This window comes from Xylophilus sp. Leaf220, from assembly GCF_001421705.1.
Lineage (GTDB): Bacteria > Pseudomonadota > Gammaproteobacteria > Burkholderiales > Burkholderiaceae_C > Xylophilus.
Window position 1 is genome coordinate 119470 of sequence record NZ_LMKO01000024.1, and the last position, 20403, is coordinate 139872.

15 protein-coding genes are annotated in these 20403 nt (G+C 73.3%); 10 read left to right on the forward strand and 5 right to left on the reverse strand.

Annotated features, from left to right (window positions below; all coding sequences use genetic code 11):
- Positions 1–57 precede the first annotated feature (57 nt).
- Together ASE76_RS16165 and ASE76_RS16170 are read left to right on the forward strand one after the other, a co-directional pair.
- Positions 58–2352, forward strand: coding sequence for a xanthine dehydrogenase family protein molybdopterin-binding subunit (locus ASE76_RS16165; protein WP_082448657.1), 2295 nt, complete (start codon positions 58–60; stop codon positions 2350–2352).
- 97 nt (positions 2353–2449) lie between these two features.
- Positions 2450–3796 carry an MFS transporter gene (locus ASE76_RS16170; protein WP_082448658.1) on the forward strand — a complete coding sequence of 449 codons (1347 nt, stop codon included), beginning with the start codon at positions 2450–2452 and terminating at the stop codon, positions 3794–3796.
- Between the two features lie 404 nt (positions 3797–4200).
- Here ASE76_RS16170 and ASE76_RS16180 read toward each other — a convergent pair whose 3' ends face one another.
- The 4 genes from ASE76_RS16180 to ASE76_RS16195 all read right to left on the reverse strand — a co-directional run bounded on the left by ASE76_RS16180 (position 4201) and on the right by ASE76_RS16195 (position 8711).
- Positions 4201–5061 carry a creatininase family protein gene (locus ASE76_RS16180; protein ID WP_055841772.1) on the reverse strand — a complete coding sequence of 287 codons (861 nt, stop codon included), beginning with the start codon at positions 5059–5061 and terminating at the stop codon, positions 4201–4203.
- Positions 5062–5083: 22 nt separating this feature from the next.
- Positions 5084–6055 (reverse strand): magnesium/cobalt transporter CorA, encoded by a 972-nt coding sequence (gene corA / locus ASE76_RS16185; protein ID WP_055841775.1) that lies wholly within the window; start codon positions 6053–6055, stop codon positions 5084–5086.
- A 63-nt stretch (positions 6056–6118) separates the two neighbouring features.
- Entirely contained in the window at positions 6119–6940 is an 822-nt protein-coding gene (locus ASE76_RS16190; protein ID WP_055841777.1) for a hypothetical protein, read from the reverse strand.
- Entirely contained in the window at positions 6933–8711 is a 1779-nt protein-coding gene (locus ASE76_RS16195; protein ID WP_082448659.1) for an FMN-binding glutamate synthase family protein, read from the reverse strand. Before ASE76_RS16195 ends, ASE76_RS16190 begins: the two co-directional genes overlap by 8 nt.
- Before the next feature lie 223 nt (positions 8712–8934).
- On the opposite strand from ASE76_RS16195, the gene ASE76_RS16200 reads away from it, so the two are divergent.
- Complete coding sequence (locus tag ASE76_RS16200; RefSeq protein WP_055841780.1) at positions 8935–9783, forward strand: YecA family protein; 849 nt, start codon at positions 8935–8937, stop codon at positions 9781–9783.
- Positions 9784–9860: 77 nt separating this feature from the next.
- On the opposite strand, the gene ASE76_RS16205 is transcribed toward ASE76_RS16200, so the two are convergent.
- Positions 9861–10787 carry an alpha/beta fold hydrolase gene (locus tag ASE76_RS16205; protein ID WP_055841783.1) on the reverse strand — a complete coding sequence of 309 codons (927 nt, stop codon included), beginning with the start codon at positions 10785–10787 and terminating at the stop codon, positions 9861–9863.
- Between the two features lie 92 nt (positions 10788–10879).
- Between ASE76_RS16205 and ASE76_RS16210 the strand changes: the two genes are divergently transcribed.
- The 7 genes from ASE76_RS16210 (at position 10880) to pgaA (ending at position 20401) form a co-directional block, all read left to right on the forward strand.
- A complete protein-coding gene (locus ASE76_RS16210; RefSeq protein ID WP_055841786.1) occupies positions 10880–11518 on the forward strand; it encodes a LysE family transporter in 639 nt (212 codons plus the stop codon).
- Positions 11519–11528: 10 nt separating this feature from the next.
- Complete coding sequence (locus ASE76_RS16215; RefSeq protein ID WP_055841789.1) at positions 11529–12782, forward strand: nucleoside recognition domain-containing protein; 1254 nt, start codon at positions 11529–11531, stop codon at positions 12780–12782.
- A gap of 68 nt (positions 12783–12850) precedes the next feature.
- Positions 12851–13834 carry a tripartite tricarboxylate transporter substrate binding protein gene (locus ASE76_RS16220; RefSeq protein WP_055841792.1) on the forward strand — a complete coding sequence of 328 codons (984 nt, stop codon included), beginning with the start codon at positions 12851–12853 and terminating at the stop codon, positions 13832–13834.
- A 209-nt stretch (positions 13835–14043) separates the two neighbouring features.
- Positions 14044–14727 carry a response regulator gene (locus ASE76_RS16225; protein WP_055841795.1) on the forward strand — a complete coding sequence of 228 codons (684 nt, stop codon included), beginning with the start codon at positions 14044–14046 and terminating at the stop codon, positions 14725–14727.
- Entirely contained in the window at positions 14724–16133 is a 1410-nt protein-coding gene (locus tag ASE76_RS16230; protein ID WP_055841797.1) for a sensor histidine kinase, read from the forward strand. Before ASE76_RS16225 ends, ASE76_RS16230 begins: the two co-directional genes overlap by 4 nt.
- A 38-nt stretch (positions 16134–16171) precedes the next feature.
- Complete coding sequence (locus ASE76_RS16235) at positions 16172–17200, forward strand: tripartite tricarboxylate transporter substrate binding protein (RefSeq protein ID WP_055841971.1); 1029 nt, start codon at positions 16172–16174, stop codon at positions 17198–17200.
- Between the two features lie 630 nt (positions 17201–17830).
- Positions 17831–20401: a poly-beta-1,6 N-acetyl-D-glucosamine export porin PgaA gene (gene pgaA / locus ASE76_RS16240; protein WP_055841800.1), complete on the forward strand. Its 2571-nt coding sequence runs from the start codon at positions 17831–17833 to the stop codon at positions 20399–20401.
- Positions 20402–20403: the final 2 nt, after the last annotated feature.

Genomic DNA, 20403 nt, shown 5'->3' on the forward strand with positions numbered 1-20403 from the left:
CCGCACCTTGGCCCCGACAGCCCGCCCCCTGCCGCACGCCCGCACCGAGGTACTCCCATGAACAGCACGTCCCCAGCCCCCGCCACCCCCCGCGCACCCCGGCCCGAGGTGAACCTGCCCGGCCCCTTCGGCACCCCGGTGCCGCGGGTCGACGGCCGCGCCAAGGTGACCGGCGCCGCCCGCTACGCGGCCGAGCATTTCGCCGACGGCATGGTCTACGGCGTGGTGATCTCGGCCACCATCGCCCGCGGCCGGATCGCGCGGATCGACACCGCCGCCGCCCGGGCCGTGCCCGGCGTGGTGGAGGTGATGCACCACGGCAACCGCCTGCCGATGTCGCGCCTGGACCTGATGCACAAGGACATCGTCTCGCCCTCGGGCTCGCCGTTTCGGCCGCTGGAAGACGACCGGGTGCATTCCGAGGGCCAGCCGGTCGCGCTCGTCATCGCCGAAACCTTCGAGGCCGCGCGCCACGCCGCCCGGCTGGTGCGGATCGACTATGCGGCCGAACCCCACCGCAGCAGCCTGCACAAGCGCCTGGACGAGGCGCGCAAGCCCGGCCGGCTGAAGTTCGGCTTCACCCCGCCGCCGAAGCCGCGGGGCGATGCGGCGGGCACCTTCCGGTCGGCCGGCATCCGGGTCGCGGCCGAGTACCTTGCCTCCTCCGAATACCACAACCCGATGGAGATGCACGCCACCACCGCCGTCTGGGACGGCCCGGGCCGGCTCACCGTGTACGACAAGACCCAGGGCGCGCAGAACTCGCGGATGTACCTGGCCCATGCGCTGAAGCTGAAGAAGGAGAACGTGCGGGTGCTGTGCCCTTACGTGGGCGGCGCTTTCGGTTCGGGGCTGCGGCCGCAGTACCAGTCGCTGCTGGCGTCGATGGCCGCGCTCAAGCTGCAGCGCCCGGTGCGGGTGGTGCTGACCCGCCAGCAGATGTTCACCTTCGGCCACCGGCCCGAAGCGGTGCAGACGATCAGGCTCTCCTGCACGCCCGACGGCCGGCTGACCTCGGTGCAGCACAGCGCGGTGACCGAAACCTCGCGCAACGAGGACTACGTGGAGGTGATCGTCAACTGGTCGGCCCTGCTCTACCCGTGCGACAACGTGGCGCTCGATTTCAAGGTGGTGCCGCTCGACCGCTTCACGCCCATCGACATGCGGGCGCCCGGCGCCGTCACCGGTGTGCATGCACTCGAATGCGCGATGGACGAGCTGGCCTACGCCGCCGACCTCGACCCGCTGGCGCTGCGCCTGTGCAACTACGCCGAGCGCGACCACGGCGAGGACAAGCCCTTCTCCAGCAAGGCGCTGCGCGACTGCTATGCCCAGGGCGCCGAGCGTTTCGGCTGGGCGCGCCGCTCGGCCGCGCCGCGCTCGATGCGCGACGGCCGCACCCTCATCGGCTGGGGCATGGCCACCGGCGTCTGGGACGCGATGCAGATGCCCGGCGCCGCCCGTGCGGTGCTGCAGGCCGACGGCACGCTGGCGGTGAGCAGCGCCACCACCGACATCGGGACCGGCACCTATACCGTCATGGCCCAGATCGCCGCGGCGAGCATCGGCCTGCCGCTCGACAAGGTGGTGTTCACCCTGGGCGACTCCACCCTGCCGATGGCGCCGATCGAGGGCGGCTCGATGACGGTCGCCACCATCGGCACGGCGGTGCAGGCCGCCTGCCACAAGCTGGCGCGTACTCTGTTCCGCATGGTGCGGGTGCTGCCCGACGCGCCGCTCGGCAAGCCGCTGTTCAAGGAGGTCGAGTTCGTGGACGGCCGCATCCGCCTGGTGGCCGACCCGGCACGGTCGGTGGCCTTCGACGACCTGATGCGGCGCAGCGGCAAGGACCGGGTCGAGGAAAAGACCCTGTCGCTCCCGCATTTCCTGAAGCAACGCAAGTTCACCCGCTCCACCCATTCGGCGGTGTTCGCCGAGGTGCGGGTGGACGAGGACTTCGGCACCGTCGAGGTGACCCGCATCGTGAGCGCGATCGCCGCCGGCCGCATCGTCAACCCGCGCACCGCCACCAGCCAGATCCAGGGCGGCGTGGTCTGGGGCATCAGCCATGCGCTGCACGAGGAAGCCCTGCACGACCACCGCCTGGGCAAGGTGGTGAACCACAGCTTCGCCGAGTACCACGTGCCGGTGAACCGCGACATCGGCGAGATCGACGTGCTCTTCGTGCCCGAGGAGGACGACGTGGTGAACCCGCTGGGCGTCAAGGGCGTGGGCGAGATCGGCATGGTGGGCGTGTCGGCCGCGATCGCCAACGCGATCTTCCACGCGACCGGCCGGCGGCTCTACAGCCTGCCGATGACGCCCGACAAGGTCATGGCGCCGGGTGGCTGAGGCGCCACTGCTTTCCGTCGGCACGGCACCCGGTGGTGCGGACGCGGCCGAAGCCTGCGCCCCGGACGGCCTGCCGCCCGCGGCCCGGCGGCGGGCGATGGCGGTCATCATCCTGGGCATGACGCTCAGCGTGCTCGACGGCAGCATCCTGAACCTGGCGCTGCCCGGCATCGCGCACGACCTGGGGGCCGATGCGGTCTCGTCGATCTGGATCGTCAACGCCTACCAGGTGGCCACGCTCGGCCTGCTGCTGCCGCTGGCCACGCTGGGCGACACGGTGGGCTACCGGCGGGTGTACCTGGGCGGCCTGGCGCTGTTCACCGCCGCCTCGGTCGGCTGCATCCTGGCGCAGACGCTCGGCCAGCTGGTCGCGGCGCGGGCGGTGCAGGGCGTGGGTGCCGCCGGCATGATGGGCGTCAACGCGGCGATGGTCCGGCTGGTGTATCCGCGCAAGCTGCTCGGCCGGGGCGTGGCGATCAATTCGGTGGTGGTGGCCACCGCCTCGGTCGCGGGGCCGACGGTGGCGGCGGCGGTGCTGTCGGTCGCCAGCTGGCCGTGGCTCTTCGCGATCAATCTCCCGCTGGGGCTGATGGTGCTGCTGGGCGGCCGTGCCCTGCCGCGCAACACGGCCAAGGTGTCGGGCGTGCGCCTGTCGGTGGTGGACGTGCTGCTCAACATGCTGATGTTCGGCCTGGTGTTCCTGGGCGCCGACGCGCTCGGCACCCGCACCGCCGGCGCCACCGGCTCCGGCAGCGCGGCCAGCGGCGTGGCGCTGCTGGCGGCGGGCCTCGCGGTCGGCTTCTTCTACCTGCGCCGCCAGAGCCGGCTGCCGCTGCCGCTGTTCCCGGTCGACCTGCTGCGGATCCCGGTGTTCGCGCTGTCGATGTGCACCTCGGTCGCGGCCTTCGCGGCGCAGATGCTGTCGTACATCGCGCTGCCGTTCCTGCTGCTGGGCAGCTACGGCCGCAGCCACCTGGCCGCCGGCCTGCTGATCACCGCCTGGCCGCTGGCCATCGTGGCGATCGCGCCGGTGGCCGGCCGGCTGATCGGCCGGGTGCCCGACGGGCTGCTGGGCGGCATCGGCCTCGGTACCCTGGCGACCGGCCTGGCGCTGCTGGCGGCGCTGCCGGCCCAGCCGTCGGATATCGACGTGGTGTGGCGGATGGCGATGTGCGGCATCGGCTTCGGTTTGTTCCAGTCGCCCAACAACCACACCATCGTGACCACCCCGCCCGCCCACCGATCGGGCGGCGCCAGCGGCATGCTGGGCACCGCGCGGCTCACGGGGCAGACGCTGGGGGCGGTGCTGCTGGCGGTGGTGTTCAGCATCGCGCCGCCCGGCGACGGGCGCGGCCCCGTCGTGGCCCTTGGCCTGGCCGCGCTGCTGGCGGCGGGCGCCGGGGTGTTCAGCATGCTGCGGCTGCGGCACCGGAAGGCCGGCTGAGCGCATTGCTATTTAATCGATAGCACAAGGTCGGCGCAGGACGCCGGCTGGAGGGCGATTCGACTCGTGATCCGTAGTGGAAGCCGTGCGCCGTGGCATTCGGATGTCGCGTTCCGGCGTGCCGCAGTGCCGGCCGCGGGCCTGCCGCTTTGGCGGCGCAGGCCGACGTGCAGGCCACCGCCGGGCCGACGGCGCGCAGCGCATCGTCCTCGCATGCTCTGCGCATGAACCGCCCTGCCCGCCCGTCCCTGTCCCGCCTTTTCTACCTGCGCCTGTACCGGCGCGCCCTCGCCGTGGCGGGTGCCTACGGCCTTTCTGCCGTGGCGTGAGAGGGTTGGCGGTAGACGCGCAGCACTGGCCGCGCATCGACCGCGCCTGCAAAGAAACAGCCCTGCGATAGCGCGTCAACCCGCGTCGCCGAGGTCCGGCGACGCGACCAGGGTGGACAGCGGTAGCGCTGCGATCTCCTGCAGCAGCAACGCCAGCTGCCGGCCTGCCGCCTCGACGGTCGCGGCGCCCTTGTCGGCCGTCGCCGCCGCCGCGTTGCCCGCCGCGCCCTGGCGGTTGTAGTCCTGCATCTGCCAGCCCAGCTTCGCGCTGCGGCCGTTGCCCAGGATCGGGTACTGCGCGGCACGGTCTTCCGAGGTGGAGCGGAAATCCCGGGCCTCGGCCATGGCGACCCGCTCCGGGTGCAGGTGCAGCATCATCGACGTCTCGATGTCGCCCGCATGGATGCCGAAGCGGTGCTCGTGCGGCGGGAACAGCCCCTGCACCGCGTCGGGCAAGGGCAGCGAGAACCAGCTGCTGGAATAGACGATCAGCCCGCACCGCGCCCGCAGGTCGCGCGCCACCAGGTCCATCGCCCCCACCTGCCCGCCGTGGCCGTTGAGCAGCAGCAGCCGGCGGATGCCGGTGCGGGCCACCGCCTCGCCGATCTCGGTCCAGATGCGGATCAGCGTCCCGGCGCTGAAGCTGAGCGTGCCGGGGAAGGCCAGGTGCTCGGGACTGAAACCGACCGCCTGGGTCGGCAGGAACAGGGCGTGCAGCGTGGGCGGCAGGTGCGGCAGCGAGGCGGCGACCACGCCTTCGACCAGCGCGCTGTCGACGCAGAGCGGCAGGTGCGGGCCGTGCTGTTCGGTGGCCGCCACCGGCAGCACGGCGACCGCCCGCGCCGCGGCGCCGGTGGCCTGCAGGCGTGCGAAGTCGGTGGTGCGCCAGTGGGACCAGTGGCGGGAGGCGGGAAGCGGAGCGGCGGCGTCGGTCATGCAGCCATCTTAGTGAGGCCCCTCACAGCCACCCGGCGCGCCGGAACCGGAAGTACAGGTAGCCGCACACCACGAAGATCAGCCCCAGCGCCACCGGGTAGCCGTACTGGAATTTCAGCTCCGGCATGTGCTCGAAGTTCATGCCCCAGATGCCGGCGAAGGCGGTGCACACCGCGAAGATGCTGGCCCAGGCCGCCAGGCGCTTGGTCACCTCGCTCTCCTCGATGGTGACCATCGACAGATTCACCTGGATCGCGGTGCCGATGGTGTCGCGCATCGCGTCGATCGATCCGTTGATGCGGCTCAGGTGGTCGATCACGTCGCGGAAATAGTCCTGCGAGCCCATGCAGATCTGCGGCACCCGGCCGCCGTGCAGCTTGCCGACGGCCTCCAGCAGGGGCGCCACCGCGCGCTTCAACACCAGGGCGCGGCGCTTCAGTTCGTACAGCCGGCGGATGTTGTTGTAGGGCGCGCCCTTGGTGAAGATCTGCTGCTCGATCGTCTCCAGCTCCACCTCCAGCGCGTCGATCACCGGGAAGTAGCGGTCGACCACCGCATCCATCAGCGCGTACAGCACGAAACCCGACCCGGTCTTCAGCAGCTCGGGCTGGCGCTCGCAGCGCTCGCGCACGCCCAGGAACCCCAGCTTGCTGCGGTTGCGCACCGAGAGCACGTAGTTCCTGCCGACGAAGACGTCGACCTCGCCGACGTTGACCTCGCCGTGCTCCGCGTCGGGCTCGACCAGGTGGAAGACGGCGAAGAGCGAGTCGCCGTACTCCTCGATCTTCGGCCGCTGGTGGCCGTGGCGGGCATCCTCGACCGCCAGCTCGTGCAGGCCGAACTCCTGCTGCATCTCGTCCAACTCCTCGGGCGTGGCGTCGGCCAGCGCCACCCAGACAAAGCAGCCGGGCAGCGAGACGTACTCGCTGATGTGGTCCACGGAGATGTCGGCCAGCTTGGCCCCGTCCTGGTAGGCAACGCAGTTGATCAGCATCGGGCAGGTTCCGGCTCGTGGTGCAGAAGGGGCGGCGATCTTGCCACGGCTGCGGTCGCGCGGCTAAGCGCCGGCCGCCAGCGCCCAGGCCATCCGCGCCCGCAGCAGGTCGCGGCCCCAGCTGCGGTCGGCCGGCAGGCGGCGCAGCAGGCGCAGCCGCCGGACCGCGGTCGCCACCAGCGCCTGCACGGCCGGCGGGCGCAGCGCCAGCCAGCGGGCGAAGAGCGGCCGGGCCGCGTCGAAGGCGGCGGCCTCGTGCAGATGCAGTGCGGCCGAGTGCAGGTAGCACAGCACGTCGCGCGCCTGGCAGTGGGCCAGGGGCAGCACGGCGGCCGGGTCGTCCTCGAAATCGACGTACGCCACCGTGCCGTCGGGGCAGCGCACCAGATTGCGGGCGAAGGCCTGGCTCAGGCAGGCGCCGGCGTCGTGGGCGATGGCCAGGGCGTCCAAGCCGAGCGCGAAAAGGCCCAGCATCGTCTCCGGCGGCCGGGCCGTGGCCGCGTGCATCTCCACCGCCAGCGACGGCGTATCCTGCCCGGGCGCGGCCAGGTGGCCCATCAGCAGGCCTTCGGGGCCCTCGGCCAGCACCGGCGGCACCCGCAGCCCGAGCGCGGCCAGCGCGCGCAGGCGTCGGGCCTCGGTGCGGATGGCCGGCGCGCCGCCCAGGTTGGGTACCGGCCGCAGCAGCGGCAGCCGCGCGGCGCCGGCCAGGGCGCCCAGCACCCAGTAGGGCCAGCGGGCGTTGCGGGCGCCGGCCTTCTTCAGCCAGACCTGTTCGCCCTGCAGGTCGTAGTGCGCCAGGGGGCGCGGCTGGCCGGGTGCGGTGGCCTGCAGGAACTGCCGGTAGTGCGCGGCGCGGCCGGGGCTCGCCACCGCCTCAGGCATGCTCGTCCACCGGCGCCTGGTACACCGTCTGGGCGGCGGCGCCCGGGGCCGAGGGCACCAGGGGCGGAGGCTCGGCCGCGCGGAAGCCGTGGGCGCTGGCCAGCGGCCAGTAGGTCTTGAAGACCTGGTGCTGGTCTTGCAGGTCGCCCAGCAGCGCGCCGGGCTCCACCCGCATGATCAGGTTGGCCAGCAGCCGCACCTCGGTGTCGGTCAGGCGCCGCACGATGTGGTGGGCGGTGATCTCCTGCGGATGCTGCAGGCCGGCGGCCTGCACCAGCTCCTGCAGCGCATGCAGGGTGTTGCGGTGGAAGCTGGCGACGCGGGTGGCCTTGTCGGGCACCACCAGCGCGGTCTGGCGCAGGGCGTCCTGGGTGGCGACGCCGGTGGGGCAGTTGCCGGTGTGGCAGGTCTGGGCCTGGATGCAGCCCAGCGCCATCATGAAGCCGCGGCCGGCGTTGCACCAGTCGGCGCCCAGCGCCATGAAGCGGGCCAGGTCGAAGGCGGTGATCACCTTGCCGGCGCAGCCCACGCTGATCCGGTCGCGCAGGTTCACCCCGATCAGGGTGTTGTGCACCAGCAGCAGGCCCTCCTGCACCGGGGCGCCGACATGGTCGGTGAACTCGACCGGCGCGGCGCCGGTGCCGCCTTCGGCCCCGTCGACCACGATGAAATCGGGGGTGATGCCGGTGGCCAGCATCGCCTTGACCAGCGCGAACCACTCCCACACGTGGCCCACGCAGAACTTGAAGCCCACCGGCTTGCCGCCCGACAGGCGCCGCAGCCTGGCGATGAACTGCATCATCTCGATGGGGGTGGAAAAGGCGCTGTGCGAGGGCGGCGAGATGCAGTCCACCCCCACCGGCACGCCCCGCGCATCGGCGATCTCGACCGTCACCTTGGTGCCGGGCAGGATGCCGCCGTGGCCGGGCTTGGCGCCCTGGCTCAGCTTCACCTCGATCATCTTGATCTGCGGGTCGGCTGCGGCGGCGACGAACTTCTCTTCGCTGAAGCTGCCGTCCTCGTTGCGGCAGCCGAAGTAGCCCGAGGCCACCTGCCAGACCAGGTCGCCGCCGTGCACCCGGTGGTGTTTGGAGATGGAGCCCTCGCCGGTGTCGTGGCAGAAGCCGCCCAGCTTCGCGCCCTGGTTCAGCGCCAGGATGGCGTTGGCCGAGAGCGAGCCGAAGCTCATCGCCGAGATGTTGAACACGCTCGCCTGGTAGGGCTGGGTGCAGGGCTCGACCGAGGCCGAGGGCGCGCCCGGCCGGCCGCCGATCCACACCCGGAAATCGTGCGAGGCCAGCCGGGTCGGCGCCATCGAATGGTTGATCCATTCGTAGCCTTGCACGCCCACGTCCATCTGGGTGCCGAAGGGCCGGTTGTCGGGATCGCCCTTGGCGCGCTGGTAGACCAGGGAGCGCTGGGCGCGTGAGAAGGGCAGCGTCTCGGTGTCGCCCTCGATGAAGTACTGGCGCATCTCCGGGCGGATGTACTCCAGCAGGAAGCGCACATGGCCGATCACCGGGTAGCTGCGCAGGATCGCGTGGCGGGTCTGGCGCAGGTCGTGTACGCCCACCAGCGACAGGGCGCCCGCCACCACCGCGGCCAGGCCCACCGCCACCGGATGCCCGGCCCAGGGCAGCCAGGCCACGCAGAGCACGCACACCAGCAGGCACAGGCCGAGGGTGGCGTAGCGCAGCGGATAGCGGCCGGCCCCGCGGCGGGCGCCGTGGGTCGAGGTGCGCGGATGCGCGGGCGCGTCGGGGGTCGGCATCGGGGGGCTACTCCAGGGTGGGAACGGTGTTATTCGGTGTGCGCGCGGCCCGCGCGGCTAAACTTCGGGGCCCTCTGCAGCGCGCTGCCGCCGCCTCCTGTCCGCAGGCGCGCCGCGCGCACATCGATCATAGAAGCTCGGCCGCCCTGCGCGGCATCCCGCCGCCGGCCCCTGCGCCTGCCGGGCCGGGCCCTCCCGACCGCCACCACCTCCGCCGCCCGCCATGTCCGACACACCCGACACCCCCGACACCGATCCCGCATCGCACGCCGCCTCCGCCACCGCGCTGGCGCCGGAAGACTTCGACGCGCTCGACGACATCCTCGACGAGCTGCGCACCCGCGACGACGAGGTGCCGCAATGGGAGTTCTGCGAGGGCTACATGGCCGCCCTGGTCTGCTGCCGCCGGGCGATCCCGCAGGCGGAATACCTGGCGGTGCTGCTCGGCGACGGCGCCGCGCCCGGTGCCGACGACGCGCCGATGGACGGCGACGGCCTGGGCGCGTTCTCGGGCGTGATCCAGCAGCGCCGCTTCCTGGAGCTGTGGCAGCGCCGCTGGGACGACATGGTCGCCACGCTGGACACCGAGGTGCAGTCGCTCGACGCGCCCGACAGCTTCCAGCCCGAAGTGCTGGACGTGCGCGGCTCGATCGCCGCCCTGCCGCCCGAGGAGCGCCCCGAGATCGCCGAGGAGGACATCCCCTCGATCGCCCAGGTCTGGGCCCTGGGCTTCATGTACGCGGTCGAGAACTGGCCCGAGGACTGGACCGCCCCGCGCGACAAGGAAGCCGCCCAGTGGCTCGACGAGTCGCTGCAGACCATCGTCGCCCTGACCGAGCCCGACACCGGCAAGCCGACCATCAGCATGTTCAGCGAGGACGGCCCGCCCAGCGTGAGCGAATCCCGGCTGGACGCCTACGGCGCCGCGATCTGGGCGGTCTACGACCTGCGCCGCCTGTGGAAGAGCATCGGCCCCCGGGTCGAGACGGTGCGCCGCGCCGAGGTGCCGGGCCGCAACGATCCCTGCCCTTGCGGCAGCGGCAAGAAGTACAAGAAGTGCCACGGCGCCTGAAGGATGCCGGCCCTCTGGCTGCTATTTAATCGATAGCTGATGGCCGGCCTCCCGCGCCGGCCACAGGCACTTTTTCTTCAAGATTCCGCCGTACCGGCCCGCAGCCACTCCAGTAGCAGGGCCTCGGTCGCCCCCGGCCGCTCGTACTGCATCCAGTGGCCGGCATCGGGCAGCAGGCGCCAGGTGCAGGCGTTGCGGCCGGCGGCCACCGCGGGGGCGGTCTCGGCCGGGGTGGCGGTGACGTCGTGCACGCCCCAGGCCAGCAGCACCGGCACGCGGTGCGCGGCCAGGGCGTCCAGCGCGGGGCCGATCACCGCGCGGCTCGCGTAGGCCTTGCTGACGAAGCGGGTCTGCAGGCAGGCCTGGCGGTGCAGGGCCAGCGCCAGCGGGTCGAGGGCCGCCGGGTCGTGCAGCATCAGCGCCATCAGGTTGTGGGCCAGGCGCCGGTCGCGCTCGGCCGGATCGTCGGCCACGCCCTTCCAGTCGAGCATCCGCAGCCGCTCGCGCCGCATGCTGCCGTGGCCGCTGGTGCCGAGCAGCGCCACCCGGCGCACGCTGCCCGCCGTGCGCTGCAGCCGCAGCGCCGCCATGTGCGCGGCCACCAGCCCGCCGAACGAGAAGCCCGCGACGTCGAGCGGCGTATCGGCGCCCAGCACCTGCGCCACCGCGTCGGCGAGTGCGCCGGCCAGATGCTCCAGCGTCGGCGGATCGGCCAGCGTGCCGGAGTCGCCGTAGCCCGGCATGTCCACCAGCCACACGCTGCGGTGCCGGGCCAGCGCCGCGATGTTCTTCGCCCAGTGCAGCCAGCAGCCGTGGCCGCCATGCACCAGCAGCAGCGGCGGTCCAGTGCCGGTGCGGCGGAAGACGACGTCGGCGCCCTCGACCGTCGCGCGGTAGTGGTCGAGCGACGCATCGAGCGCGGCGATCAGGGCGCGGGCTCCGGCATCGGTCGCGGGCAGCGGGTGGGGCAAGGCGGGCAGGTCGGGGGTGGGCGCAGCAGGCATGCCCCGATTCTGCCGACCGCCGCTGTCCGACAATGCCGGCTTTGACCGCGCGCCGCCCTTTGCCGATGGCGCGCTCCTGTGGAGCCGCTTCGATGTCCCTCGCCGTCTGGATCACCTTCTTCGCCGCCGCCTGGGCGATCAGCCTGTCGCCCGGGGCCGCCGCGGTGGCGGCGATGGGCAGCGGCCTGCAGCACGGCGGCGCGCGCGGCAGCCTGCCGCTGATCGCCGGCCTGGTGCTGGGCCTGTGGACCCAGGTGGCGGTGGTGGGCATCGGCCTGGGCGCGGTGATCGCCGCGTCGGCCACCGCCTTCCATGCGGTGCAGTGGGCGGGTGTGGCCTACCTCTGCTGGCTGGGCGTGCAGCAGTGGCGCGCCCCGGCCCATGCGCTGGTCGCCCCGGCCGGCGACGCGGCCGGGCTGCCGCCCGCGGCGCTGGCCCGGCGGCTGTTCTGGCGCGGCTACGCGGTCAACGCGCTCAACCCGAAGGGCACGGTGTTCCTGCTGGCGGTGCTGCCGCAGTTCCTGGACCTGGCCGCGCCGCTGCCGATGCAGTACCTGGTCGCCGGCGCCACCCTGGGCCTGACCGAGGGCTGCGTGATGGCCGGCTACGCCGCGCTGGCACTGCGGGTGCTGCGCCGCCTGCGCACCGAGCGGCAGGTGCGCTGGGTGCAGCGGACCTTCGGCACCCTGTTCATCGCGGCCGGCGCTGCCCTGGCGGCCGTGCGCCGATAAGCCGGCCCGCATGGCGCTGAACCTCGTCTGGCTCGGCTTCTTCGTCGTGGCCTTCGCCACGGCCTGCGTGCGGCTGCTGCAGGGCGACGTGGAGATCTTCGCGCGGCTGCTGGCGGCGCTCTTCGAGGCGGCACGCAGCGGCTTCGACATCGCGCTGGGCCTGACCGGGATGATGGCCCTGTGGCTGGGCCTGCTGCGGATCGGCGAGAAGGCCGGCATGGTCGACCTGCTGGCCCGCGCCGCCGCGCCGCTGCTGCGCCAGCTGTTCCCCGGCGTGCCGGCCGGCCACCCGGCCCAGGGCGCGATGACGATGAACCTCTCGGCCAACCTGCTCGGCCTGGACAACGCCGCCACGCCGCTGGGCCTGAAGGCGATGCGGGAGCTGGAGACGCTCAATCCGCGGCCCGGCACCGCCAGCGATGCGCAGATCATGTTCGTGGTGCTCAACACCGCGGGCCTGACGCTGATCCCCACCTCGGTCATCGCGATCCGCCAGAGCCTGGCCCTGCGCCAGGGCGTGCCCGGCTTCAACGCGGCCGACATCCTTCTACCGACCCTGCTGGCCACTTTCGCCTCGTGCCTGGCCGGCCTGCTGGCGGTGGCGGTGTGCCAGCGGCTGCCGCTGTGGCGGCCGCGCTTCCTGCTGCCGCTGGCGGGCGTGCTGGCGCTGCTGGCGGCCCTGCTGGCCGGGCTGGCGCGGCTGCCGGCCGAGCAGGCGGCGCGCATCACCGGCATGGCCGGCGCGTTCTGCATCCTGGCGCTGGTGGTCGCGTTCCTGGTGGCCGGGGCCTGGCGCCGGCTGCCGGTGTACGAGACCTTCGTCGACGGCGCCAAGGAGGGCTTCGGCGTGGCGGTGCAGATCGTGCCCTACCTGGTCGGCATGCTCTGCGCCATCGCGCTGTTCCGGGCGGCGGGCTGCATGGACTGGCTGCTGGCTGGCGTGGGCCGCGGCGTGGCGGCGCTGGGCTGGAACACCGATTTCCTGCCGGCCCTGCCGGTCGGGCTAATGAAGGTCCTCTCGGGCGCCGGGGCGCGCGGCCTGATGGTGGACGTGATGCAGACCTACGGCGTGGCCTCCTTCCCCGGCCGGCTGGCGGCGGTGATCCAGGGCTCGACCGAGACGACGTTCTACGTGCTGGCGGTGTACGGCGGCAGCGTGGGGCTGCGCAACATGCGCTACGCGCTGGGCTGCGCGCTGGTGGCCGACGGGGTGGGGGTGGTGGCGGCCGTGGCGGTGGCGTACTGGTTTTTTGGGGGCGGCTGAACTGACAGCATTCTGAAAGCCTCCCGCCCCCACCATCCTTCCACCTCGAAAAATCCGGAGACATTTCCATGCCCACCCGCCGCCACCTCCTCGCCGCCACCGGCTCGCTCGCCGCCGGCAGCCTGCTGCCCACCCTCGCCGCCGCCCAGGCCGCCGCCTGGCCCAGCAAGCCGATCCGCTTCGTCGTGCCGTTCGCCCCCGGCGGCAGCTCGGAGATCGTCGCGCGCTCCACCGCGGCGGAGCTGTCCAAGACGCTCGGCCAGAGCGTCTTCGTCGACAACAAGCCCGGCGCGGCCGGCAACATCGCGATGGCCGAAGTGGCCCGCGCCGACGACCAGCACACGCTGATCCTGGGCCACATCGGCACGCTGGCGGTCAACCCCTACATCTTCGACAAGCTGCCCTGGGACCCGAACAAGGACTTCAAGCCGGTCAGCCTGCTGGCCAAGGTGCCGAGCCTGTACGTGGTGCACCCGGACGTGCCGGCCAAGAACCTCAAGGAGTTCATCGCCTACGCCAAGGCCAACCCGGGCAAGCTCAGCTACGGCTCGGCCGGCAACGGCAGCGCCGGGCACCTGGCGTTCGAATACCTGAAGATGACGGCCAACGTGTTCATGCTGCACGTGCCGTACCGCGGCACCGGCCCGATGCTGACCGACCTGATGTCGGGCCGGCTCGAGGCCTCGGCCATCGGCGCGGCGGCGATCATCCCGTTCATCAAGTCGGGCAAGGTGCGCTGCATCGCCACCGGCTCGGCCCAGCGGCTGCCGCAGCTGCCCGACGTGCCCACCGTGGCCGAGCAGGGCTTCCCCGGCTTCGAGATGACCCAGTGGTACGGCATGCTGGCGCCGGCCAACCTGGCCCAGGCCAACCTCGACAAGCTCGCCGCCGAGACCGCCAAGGCGGTGAAGGCGCCCGAATCGCTCAAGCGCCTGGGCGGGGACGCGGCCGAGGCGATCGGCAACACGCCGGCGCAGTTCGCGCAGTTCATCGCGGCCGAGCAGACGCGCTGGAAGGCCGTGATCGCGCGGGCGCAGATCAAACCGGACTAGAGACATCCCCCCGGGCGGCTGCGCCGCCTCCCCCCTTCTCTCGCTGCGCGGGAAGGGGGGCGCACCCGGTGGACCGGTGGAGCCGGATCCACGGGTGCCCTGAGGGGGGCTTCGCTGCGCTCGCCGCTCGATGCGGAGCCGTCCGCGTCCCGGATCGGCTGCGGGTATGCGTGGGGCGGGCCTGGCTGGTGGCGACTTAGCATCTCTCCATGCGCATCCTGTTGGCCGAAGACGAACACACCCTGGGCACCTGGCTCTGCAAGGCGCTGGAGCATGCGGGCATCCAGGTGGAGTGGGTGGACGACGGGCGGCTGGCCGACCGGGCGCTCCAGCGGCGCGACCACGATGCGCTGGTGCTCGACCTGGGGCTGCCGGGGCTGGACGGCCATGCGGTGCTGGAGCGGTTGCGGGCGCGCGACCAGCGGCTGCCGGCGCTGATCCTGACCGCGCGCGATTCGCTCGACGAGCGGGTGCGCTCGCTCAACGCCGGCGCCGACGATTTCCTGGCCAAGCCGTTCGCGCTGGCCGAACTGGAGGCGCGGCTGCAGGCGCTGGTGCGGCGCGCCCGCGGCAGCGAGCATCCGCGGCTGGCCTGCGGGCCGCTGGTCTACGACGGCGCGCGCCGGCAGTTCCTGCTGCACGGCGAGCCGCTGGGTCTGTCGCCGCGCGAGCTGGCGGTGCTGCGGGTGCTGGTGCAGCGCAGCGGCGAGCCGTTCTCCAAGCAGCAGATCCTCGACCGGGTGTTCTCCGACGACGAGGACGTGCACCCCGAGGCAGTCGAGGTCTTCGTGCACCGGCTGCGCAAGCGCCTTGACGGCAGCGGCGTGCGCATCGTCACCCTGCGCGGACTGGGCTACGCCCTGGAAGCCGACGCGCCGCGGACCGCCGCATGAGCTGGCTGCGCCGCGCCAGCCTGTGGCAGCGCCTCGCCCTGCTGCTGCTGCCGCTGCTCGCGCTGGTCACCTGCGTCGAGCTGTGGATGACGCGGCACGACGCGATCGGCTCGGCCAACGCGGCCTACGACCGGTCCCTGTTGGGCGCGGTGCGCTCGATCGACGCCAACATCTCGACCGCCTCGGGCGGCCTGTCGGTCGAGCTGCCGTACCGGCTGTTCGAGTTCTTCGAGCTGACCGCCAGCGGCCAGGTCTTCTTCCGCGTCGCCACCTCCGACGGCCTGGTGGAGCTCGGCAGTGCCGACCTGCCGGCGCCGCCCCAGGGCCCGCCGGCCGCAGGCACGCCGGTGTTCTACGACGCGCCCTACTTCGGCGAGCCGGTGCGCTTCGTCGCCTTCCGCCGCGACCTGGACCGGGCGCCCGCCGGCAGCACCGCGCGGAGCGTGCTGGTGCAGGTGGGCGAGAGCACCCGGTCACGGCAGGAGTTCACCCGGCGTTTCGTGCGGCGGGCCGCGCTGCGCGACGCGCTGGTGCTGGTGCTGCTGGTCTGCGGCACCGCCGCCGCGCTGGCCGCGGCGCTGCGGCCGCTGCAGCGCATCGCCCGCGAGGTGGCCGGGCGCAGCCCCGACGACCTGGCACCGCTGGCCGAGGCGGGCCTGCCGGCCGACGTGCGGCCGCTGGTGGCCGCGGTCAACCAGCAGGTCGCCCGCACCCAGGCGCTGGTGGCGCAGCAGCGGCGCTTTCTGGACGACGCGTCGCACCAGCTGCGCACCCACCTGACCACCCTGCAGATGCAGGCCGACTACGCCCGGCGCGCGCCGGCCGAGGCCGACGTGCGCACCGCCCTCGCCGCGCTCGCCACCGAGATCGGCCGCGCCACCCGCAGCACCCAGCAGCTGCTGGCGCTGGGCCGCAGCGACACGGTGGCGATCGAGCCGGCGCCGTTCGACATGGCGGAGCTGCTGCGCGAAGTGGCCGTCGGCCTGCTGCCGCAAGCCCGCGCGCGGCGGATCGACCTGGGCATCCAGGCGCCGGCCGCCCCCACCGCCGCGGTGGGCGACCGCGGCCTGCTCGGCGAGGCGCTGGTCAACCTGGCCGCCAACGCGATCGCCTATACCCACGAGGCCGGCACCGTCACCCTGCTCGCCGCCGAGGACACGGAAGGCTGGAGCCTGCAGGTCGAGGACAACGGCCCCGGCATGCCCGCGGACGAGCGGGTCGCGGAAGGGCCGCGGTTCCGGCGCGGCACCCGCAGCGGCGGCGGCGGCGGCGGCGGCTCGGGCCTGGGCCTGGCGATCGCCCGCGCGATCGCCGAACGCCACCGCGGCGCACTGCGGCTGGACGCCCGGCCGCAGAGGCCCGGGCTGCAGGCGACGCTGTGGTGGCCGCGGCCGCCGGCCGTCTGATGCCCTCCCATCCCGATGCCCGACCCGAGATCGACCCCATGCCGCTGCCCTTTTCCCGCCGCCGCCAGGCCCTGTGTGCCATCGCCGCGGCGCTGCTGCTGGTCACCGGAGCCCGCGCCGGGGACAGTGCGCCGCCGGCGGCCGACCCGTCGACTACGGCCGCCGAATGCGTGGTGCCGGCCAAGGCCAGGGGCGGCTTCGACCTGACCTGCAGCCTGGCCCGCGACGCGCTGCAGGCGGTGCGGCCCCAGCGCCCGCCGCTGCAGCCGCGCTACCTGCCCGGCGGCATCGGCGCGGTGGCGTTCGACCGGATCGCCACCGGCAAACTGGGCGGTCCGGCGCTGCTGGTGGCGTTCTCCAGCGGCTCGCTGCTCAACCTGGCGCAGGGGCGCTTCGGGCCGCACCCGGCCAGCGCGGTGCGCTGGATCGCGGCGCTGGGGACCGACTACGGCGTCGTCGCGGTGCGGCGCGATTCGCCGTTCCGCACCCTGCAGCAGCTGGTGGAGGCCCTGCGCCAGGACCCGGCGCGGCTGGCCTTCGGCGCGGGCGGCACTGTGGGCAGCCAGGACTGGGTGAAAGCCGCGCTCCTGGTGCGCGCCGCCGGCCGCGACCACCGGGCGATGCGCTTCGTCTCGTTCGAGGGCGGCGGCGAGGCGCTGGCCGCGCTGCAGGGCGGGCATGTCGACGTGTTCCCCGGCGATGCGGCCGAGGCGCTGCAGGCCGTCGCGGCGGGCGCGCCGGTGCGCATCCTGGCGGTGCTGTCGGCCGAGCGCCTGCCGGGCGCCCTGGCCGGGGTGCCCACCGCGCGCGAGCAGGGCGTGGAGTTGCTCTGGTCCACTGTTCGCGGCCTGTACCTGGGAGCCGACGTGCCCGCCGCGGCCGTCCAGGCCTGGCGCGATGCGTTCCGGCAGGCGATGGAGGCGCCCGGCTATCCCGCCCTGCGGGCCGCACAGGGCCTGTACCCGTTCAGCCTGACCGGCGACGCGCTGGACACCTATGTGCAGCAGCAACTGGCGGCCTACAGTCAACAGGCCGAGAGCCTGGGACTGCGGCGCTGGGGCCGTTGAAGCCGGGCCGGCTGTCGGGGTCCGATCCGGAAATCCTGCGCAGGCCGACATAGGCTCCCTTGCCGAGGCAAGCCGGAAAGCCAGGGCGACGACCGCGCTTACTCAACGCCAAGCGCGCCGCCTATCGGTCGCGTCCTACGTGCACCGTAGGAGCGATCCCCATTTTAGTAAGCATGCAACCATACGCAATTTTGGCCGGAATTTAATCGGGGGATTCTTGGCGGACACGCCGAGCCGTGTCGATTCCAGCGATGGTGCGGCCTGCCGCCGCAGGGCCGTGTCGGCACCGACCGGCCAGGCACATCCGCTGGGGTCTGCTGACCCATCGGTCTGCAACCCGAGGTAAGTCTCGAATCTTTCGGGCGCATTCGCTGCGTAAATCGAGCACCCTCCAAAGCGCACGTTTCTACCCGGAACGTGCCCTCGTCGCTTTCGGGTGCAGGGTCGGTCCATCGCATCGTCGCGGACCCGACGCCGGCACCCCCACAACAAGAACGCATGCCTGCCGCTACACCGATCGCCCATCGCGCACCCCGACTCCTCCCACCCAGAACCACCCACCACCAGACCTTCGCCGCATCGTTGCGCAGGCGCTGCCCATCGCCTGCAACACTGTGCCACCTGGCCGTCATGCTGGCCATGGGCACCGCCATGCCCGCCGGCGCGCAGCTGCAGGCGTCCGCCGCGGTTTCCCCCCCGGCCGGCACGCAAGCCGGCGCAGCGCTCGCCGCCCCTCCTACCCCGCTGCAACCCTACGGCCGTGCGCCGCACGACGCGCTGATCGAGCGCTGGCGTGCCGAGCGCACGCCCGCTGCGGCGTCCGCAGCCCTCGCGCAACTGGCTGCCTGGCGGCAGGCGCCCGACCTGCCTGCCGATGCGCGGGCGCGCGTGGCGTCCGACCTGGTGACGGTCGCCTCGCAGTCAGGCGACGCGGCGCAGGCGGTGGCCGCCGCCCGCGGCGTGCCGCTGGCGGAACTGCGACCCTATGCACTCGGCGCCGCCGTGGGGGCGGCCCGCGCGATGGGCGACCGGGCCCTGCAGGGCGAGGCCGTCGCGCAGTGGCGCCGGGTGGCGCCGCAGGACTGGGAGCCGCGGGTGGCCGAGGCGATGTTCCGGATCGACAGCGGCACGCTCGACGCGGCCGCCGCCGCGATCGAGCGGCTCGCCGCCGACCCGGCCGCTGGCCAGACGCCGCGGCGCATCGACCTGCTGGAGCTGCGCGGCGTGCTGGCCGAGGCGCGCGGCGACCGGCTGGGCGCGCTGGGCTACTACCAGCAAGTGCTCGACCTGCAGCCGGGCCAGCGCTATGCCCTGCGCGCCCGGGTGTTCCTGCTGGCCGACGCCAACGCCGCCGCTGCCGCCTGGCGCGATGCCGAGGCGCTGGAGCGCACCGAGGCGGGCCGCTTCTCGCGCCTGGAAATGGCGCGGCTGCAGCAGAACGCCCTGGGACAGCGCCTGGGCTGGGCCGCGGCCGAGCGCGACCATGTCGAGCAGGGCCGGCCCACGGCGCGCCGCTTCGACAAGCTCGACGCGGTGATCGCCGATCTGGCCGCGGCGCGCACGCGGTTCGAGGCCGGCCCCGACGGGGCCACGCCCGCCTGGCAGGTGGTGCGCAGCGGCCTGTGGGGCGACGCGGTCTTCGCGCTGTCGGAGCGGGCGCGCGCGGCCGACACGGTGGCGCTGTACGAGGAGGCCGGCCGCCGCGGCATCGCGATGCCCTGGTACGCCACCGGCGCGGCCGCGCTCGCCTGGCAGCAGCAGCGCCGCTCCGACCGCGCGGTGCCGCTCTTCGAGCAGGCCATCCGCGAGGCCGGCCCTGCGCTGCAGGGCCCGACCAACCTGCACGTGGGGCTGCTCTACGCCTACCTCGACACCGGTGCGTTCGGCCCCGCCGAGACCCTGATGCGCCAGCTGGAAGGCGCCACGCCGGTCGCCCTGCGCCTGTCGCCGGTGGGCGGGGCGTCCAACCCCGAATACGGCGACGTGCAGGGCCTGCGCGCGCTGATGTCGCTCTACACCGACCAGCCCGCCCGGGCGCAGCAGCAGTTCCAGGCCTTGGTGGGGGCCGCCGCCTACAACGAAGGTTTCCTGGTGGGCCGTGCCCGCACCCAGCGGCTGCGCGAGCATCCGCAGGCCGCGGCGGCGCAGTTCGAGCAAATCCTCGCCGACCGGCCCGATTCGGTCGAAGGCCGTGCCGGCTATGCCGAGACGCTGCTCGACCTGCAGGAATTCGGCCCCGCGCTGAAGCTGTCGCAGCAGTTGCAGGCCGACTACCCCGACTCTCCCGCCGCCCGCAGCCTGGCCCGCCAGGTGCGGGCGGCCACCGGTGCGCGGCTGGAGATCGAGGCCGGTGCCGGCGAAGGCGGCCGGGCGCTCGCCAGCCGCGAGGCGCAGGTGCGGCTGCGGCTCAGCTCGGGCCTGATCGACGCGCGCTGGCGCGTCTTCTACGAGCAGGTGCTGGGCCAGGCCACCGTGAGCGACGACGAGGGCCGCACCCGGCGCGCGCGCGGCGGCATCGGCCTGCAGTACCAGCAGGGCCGTTGGGACCTGGAAGGCCAGCTGCACCAGAGCAACGGCGGCACGCCGCGCACCGGCGCCGCCGTGGGCCTGCGCTACCGCGCCAGCGACGCCTGGCGGCTGCTCGCCCGCTTCGACACCAACTCGCCCGACGTGCCCTGGCGCGCCTGGCGGGCCGGCATCTCGGCGCGCGAAACGGCCGTCGGCGCCCGCTACATCGTCGACGAATCGCGCGAGTTCCGCAGCGAGCTGCAGCGGCTCGACTACCGCGACGGCAACGGCCGCACCGCGCTCTCGGGCAGCTGGCGCGAGCGCTGGTGGAGCAGCCCGCGGCTGCAGTTCGACAGCACGGTCTCGGCCGACACGTCGCGCCAGCAGACCGATGCGGTGCCGTACTTCAGCCCGCGGCGCGACGCGTCTTTGATGGCCGAGGGCCGGCTGCAGTGGCTCACCTGGAAGAACGACGACCGCGTCTTCTCGCAGGTGTTCGAGGCCGGTGCCGGCCGCTACGAGCAGGTGGGCTTCGGCAGCGGCCCGGTGTGGATGGCGCGCTACGGCCACCAGTGGACGCTGGGGCCGGCGATGCGCGTCAGCTACGGCCTGGGCGTGGTCAGCCATCCCTACGACGGCGTCGCCGAACGCCGCCGCCAGCTCTTCCTGAACGCCACGTTCCCGCTGCAGTGACC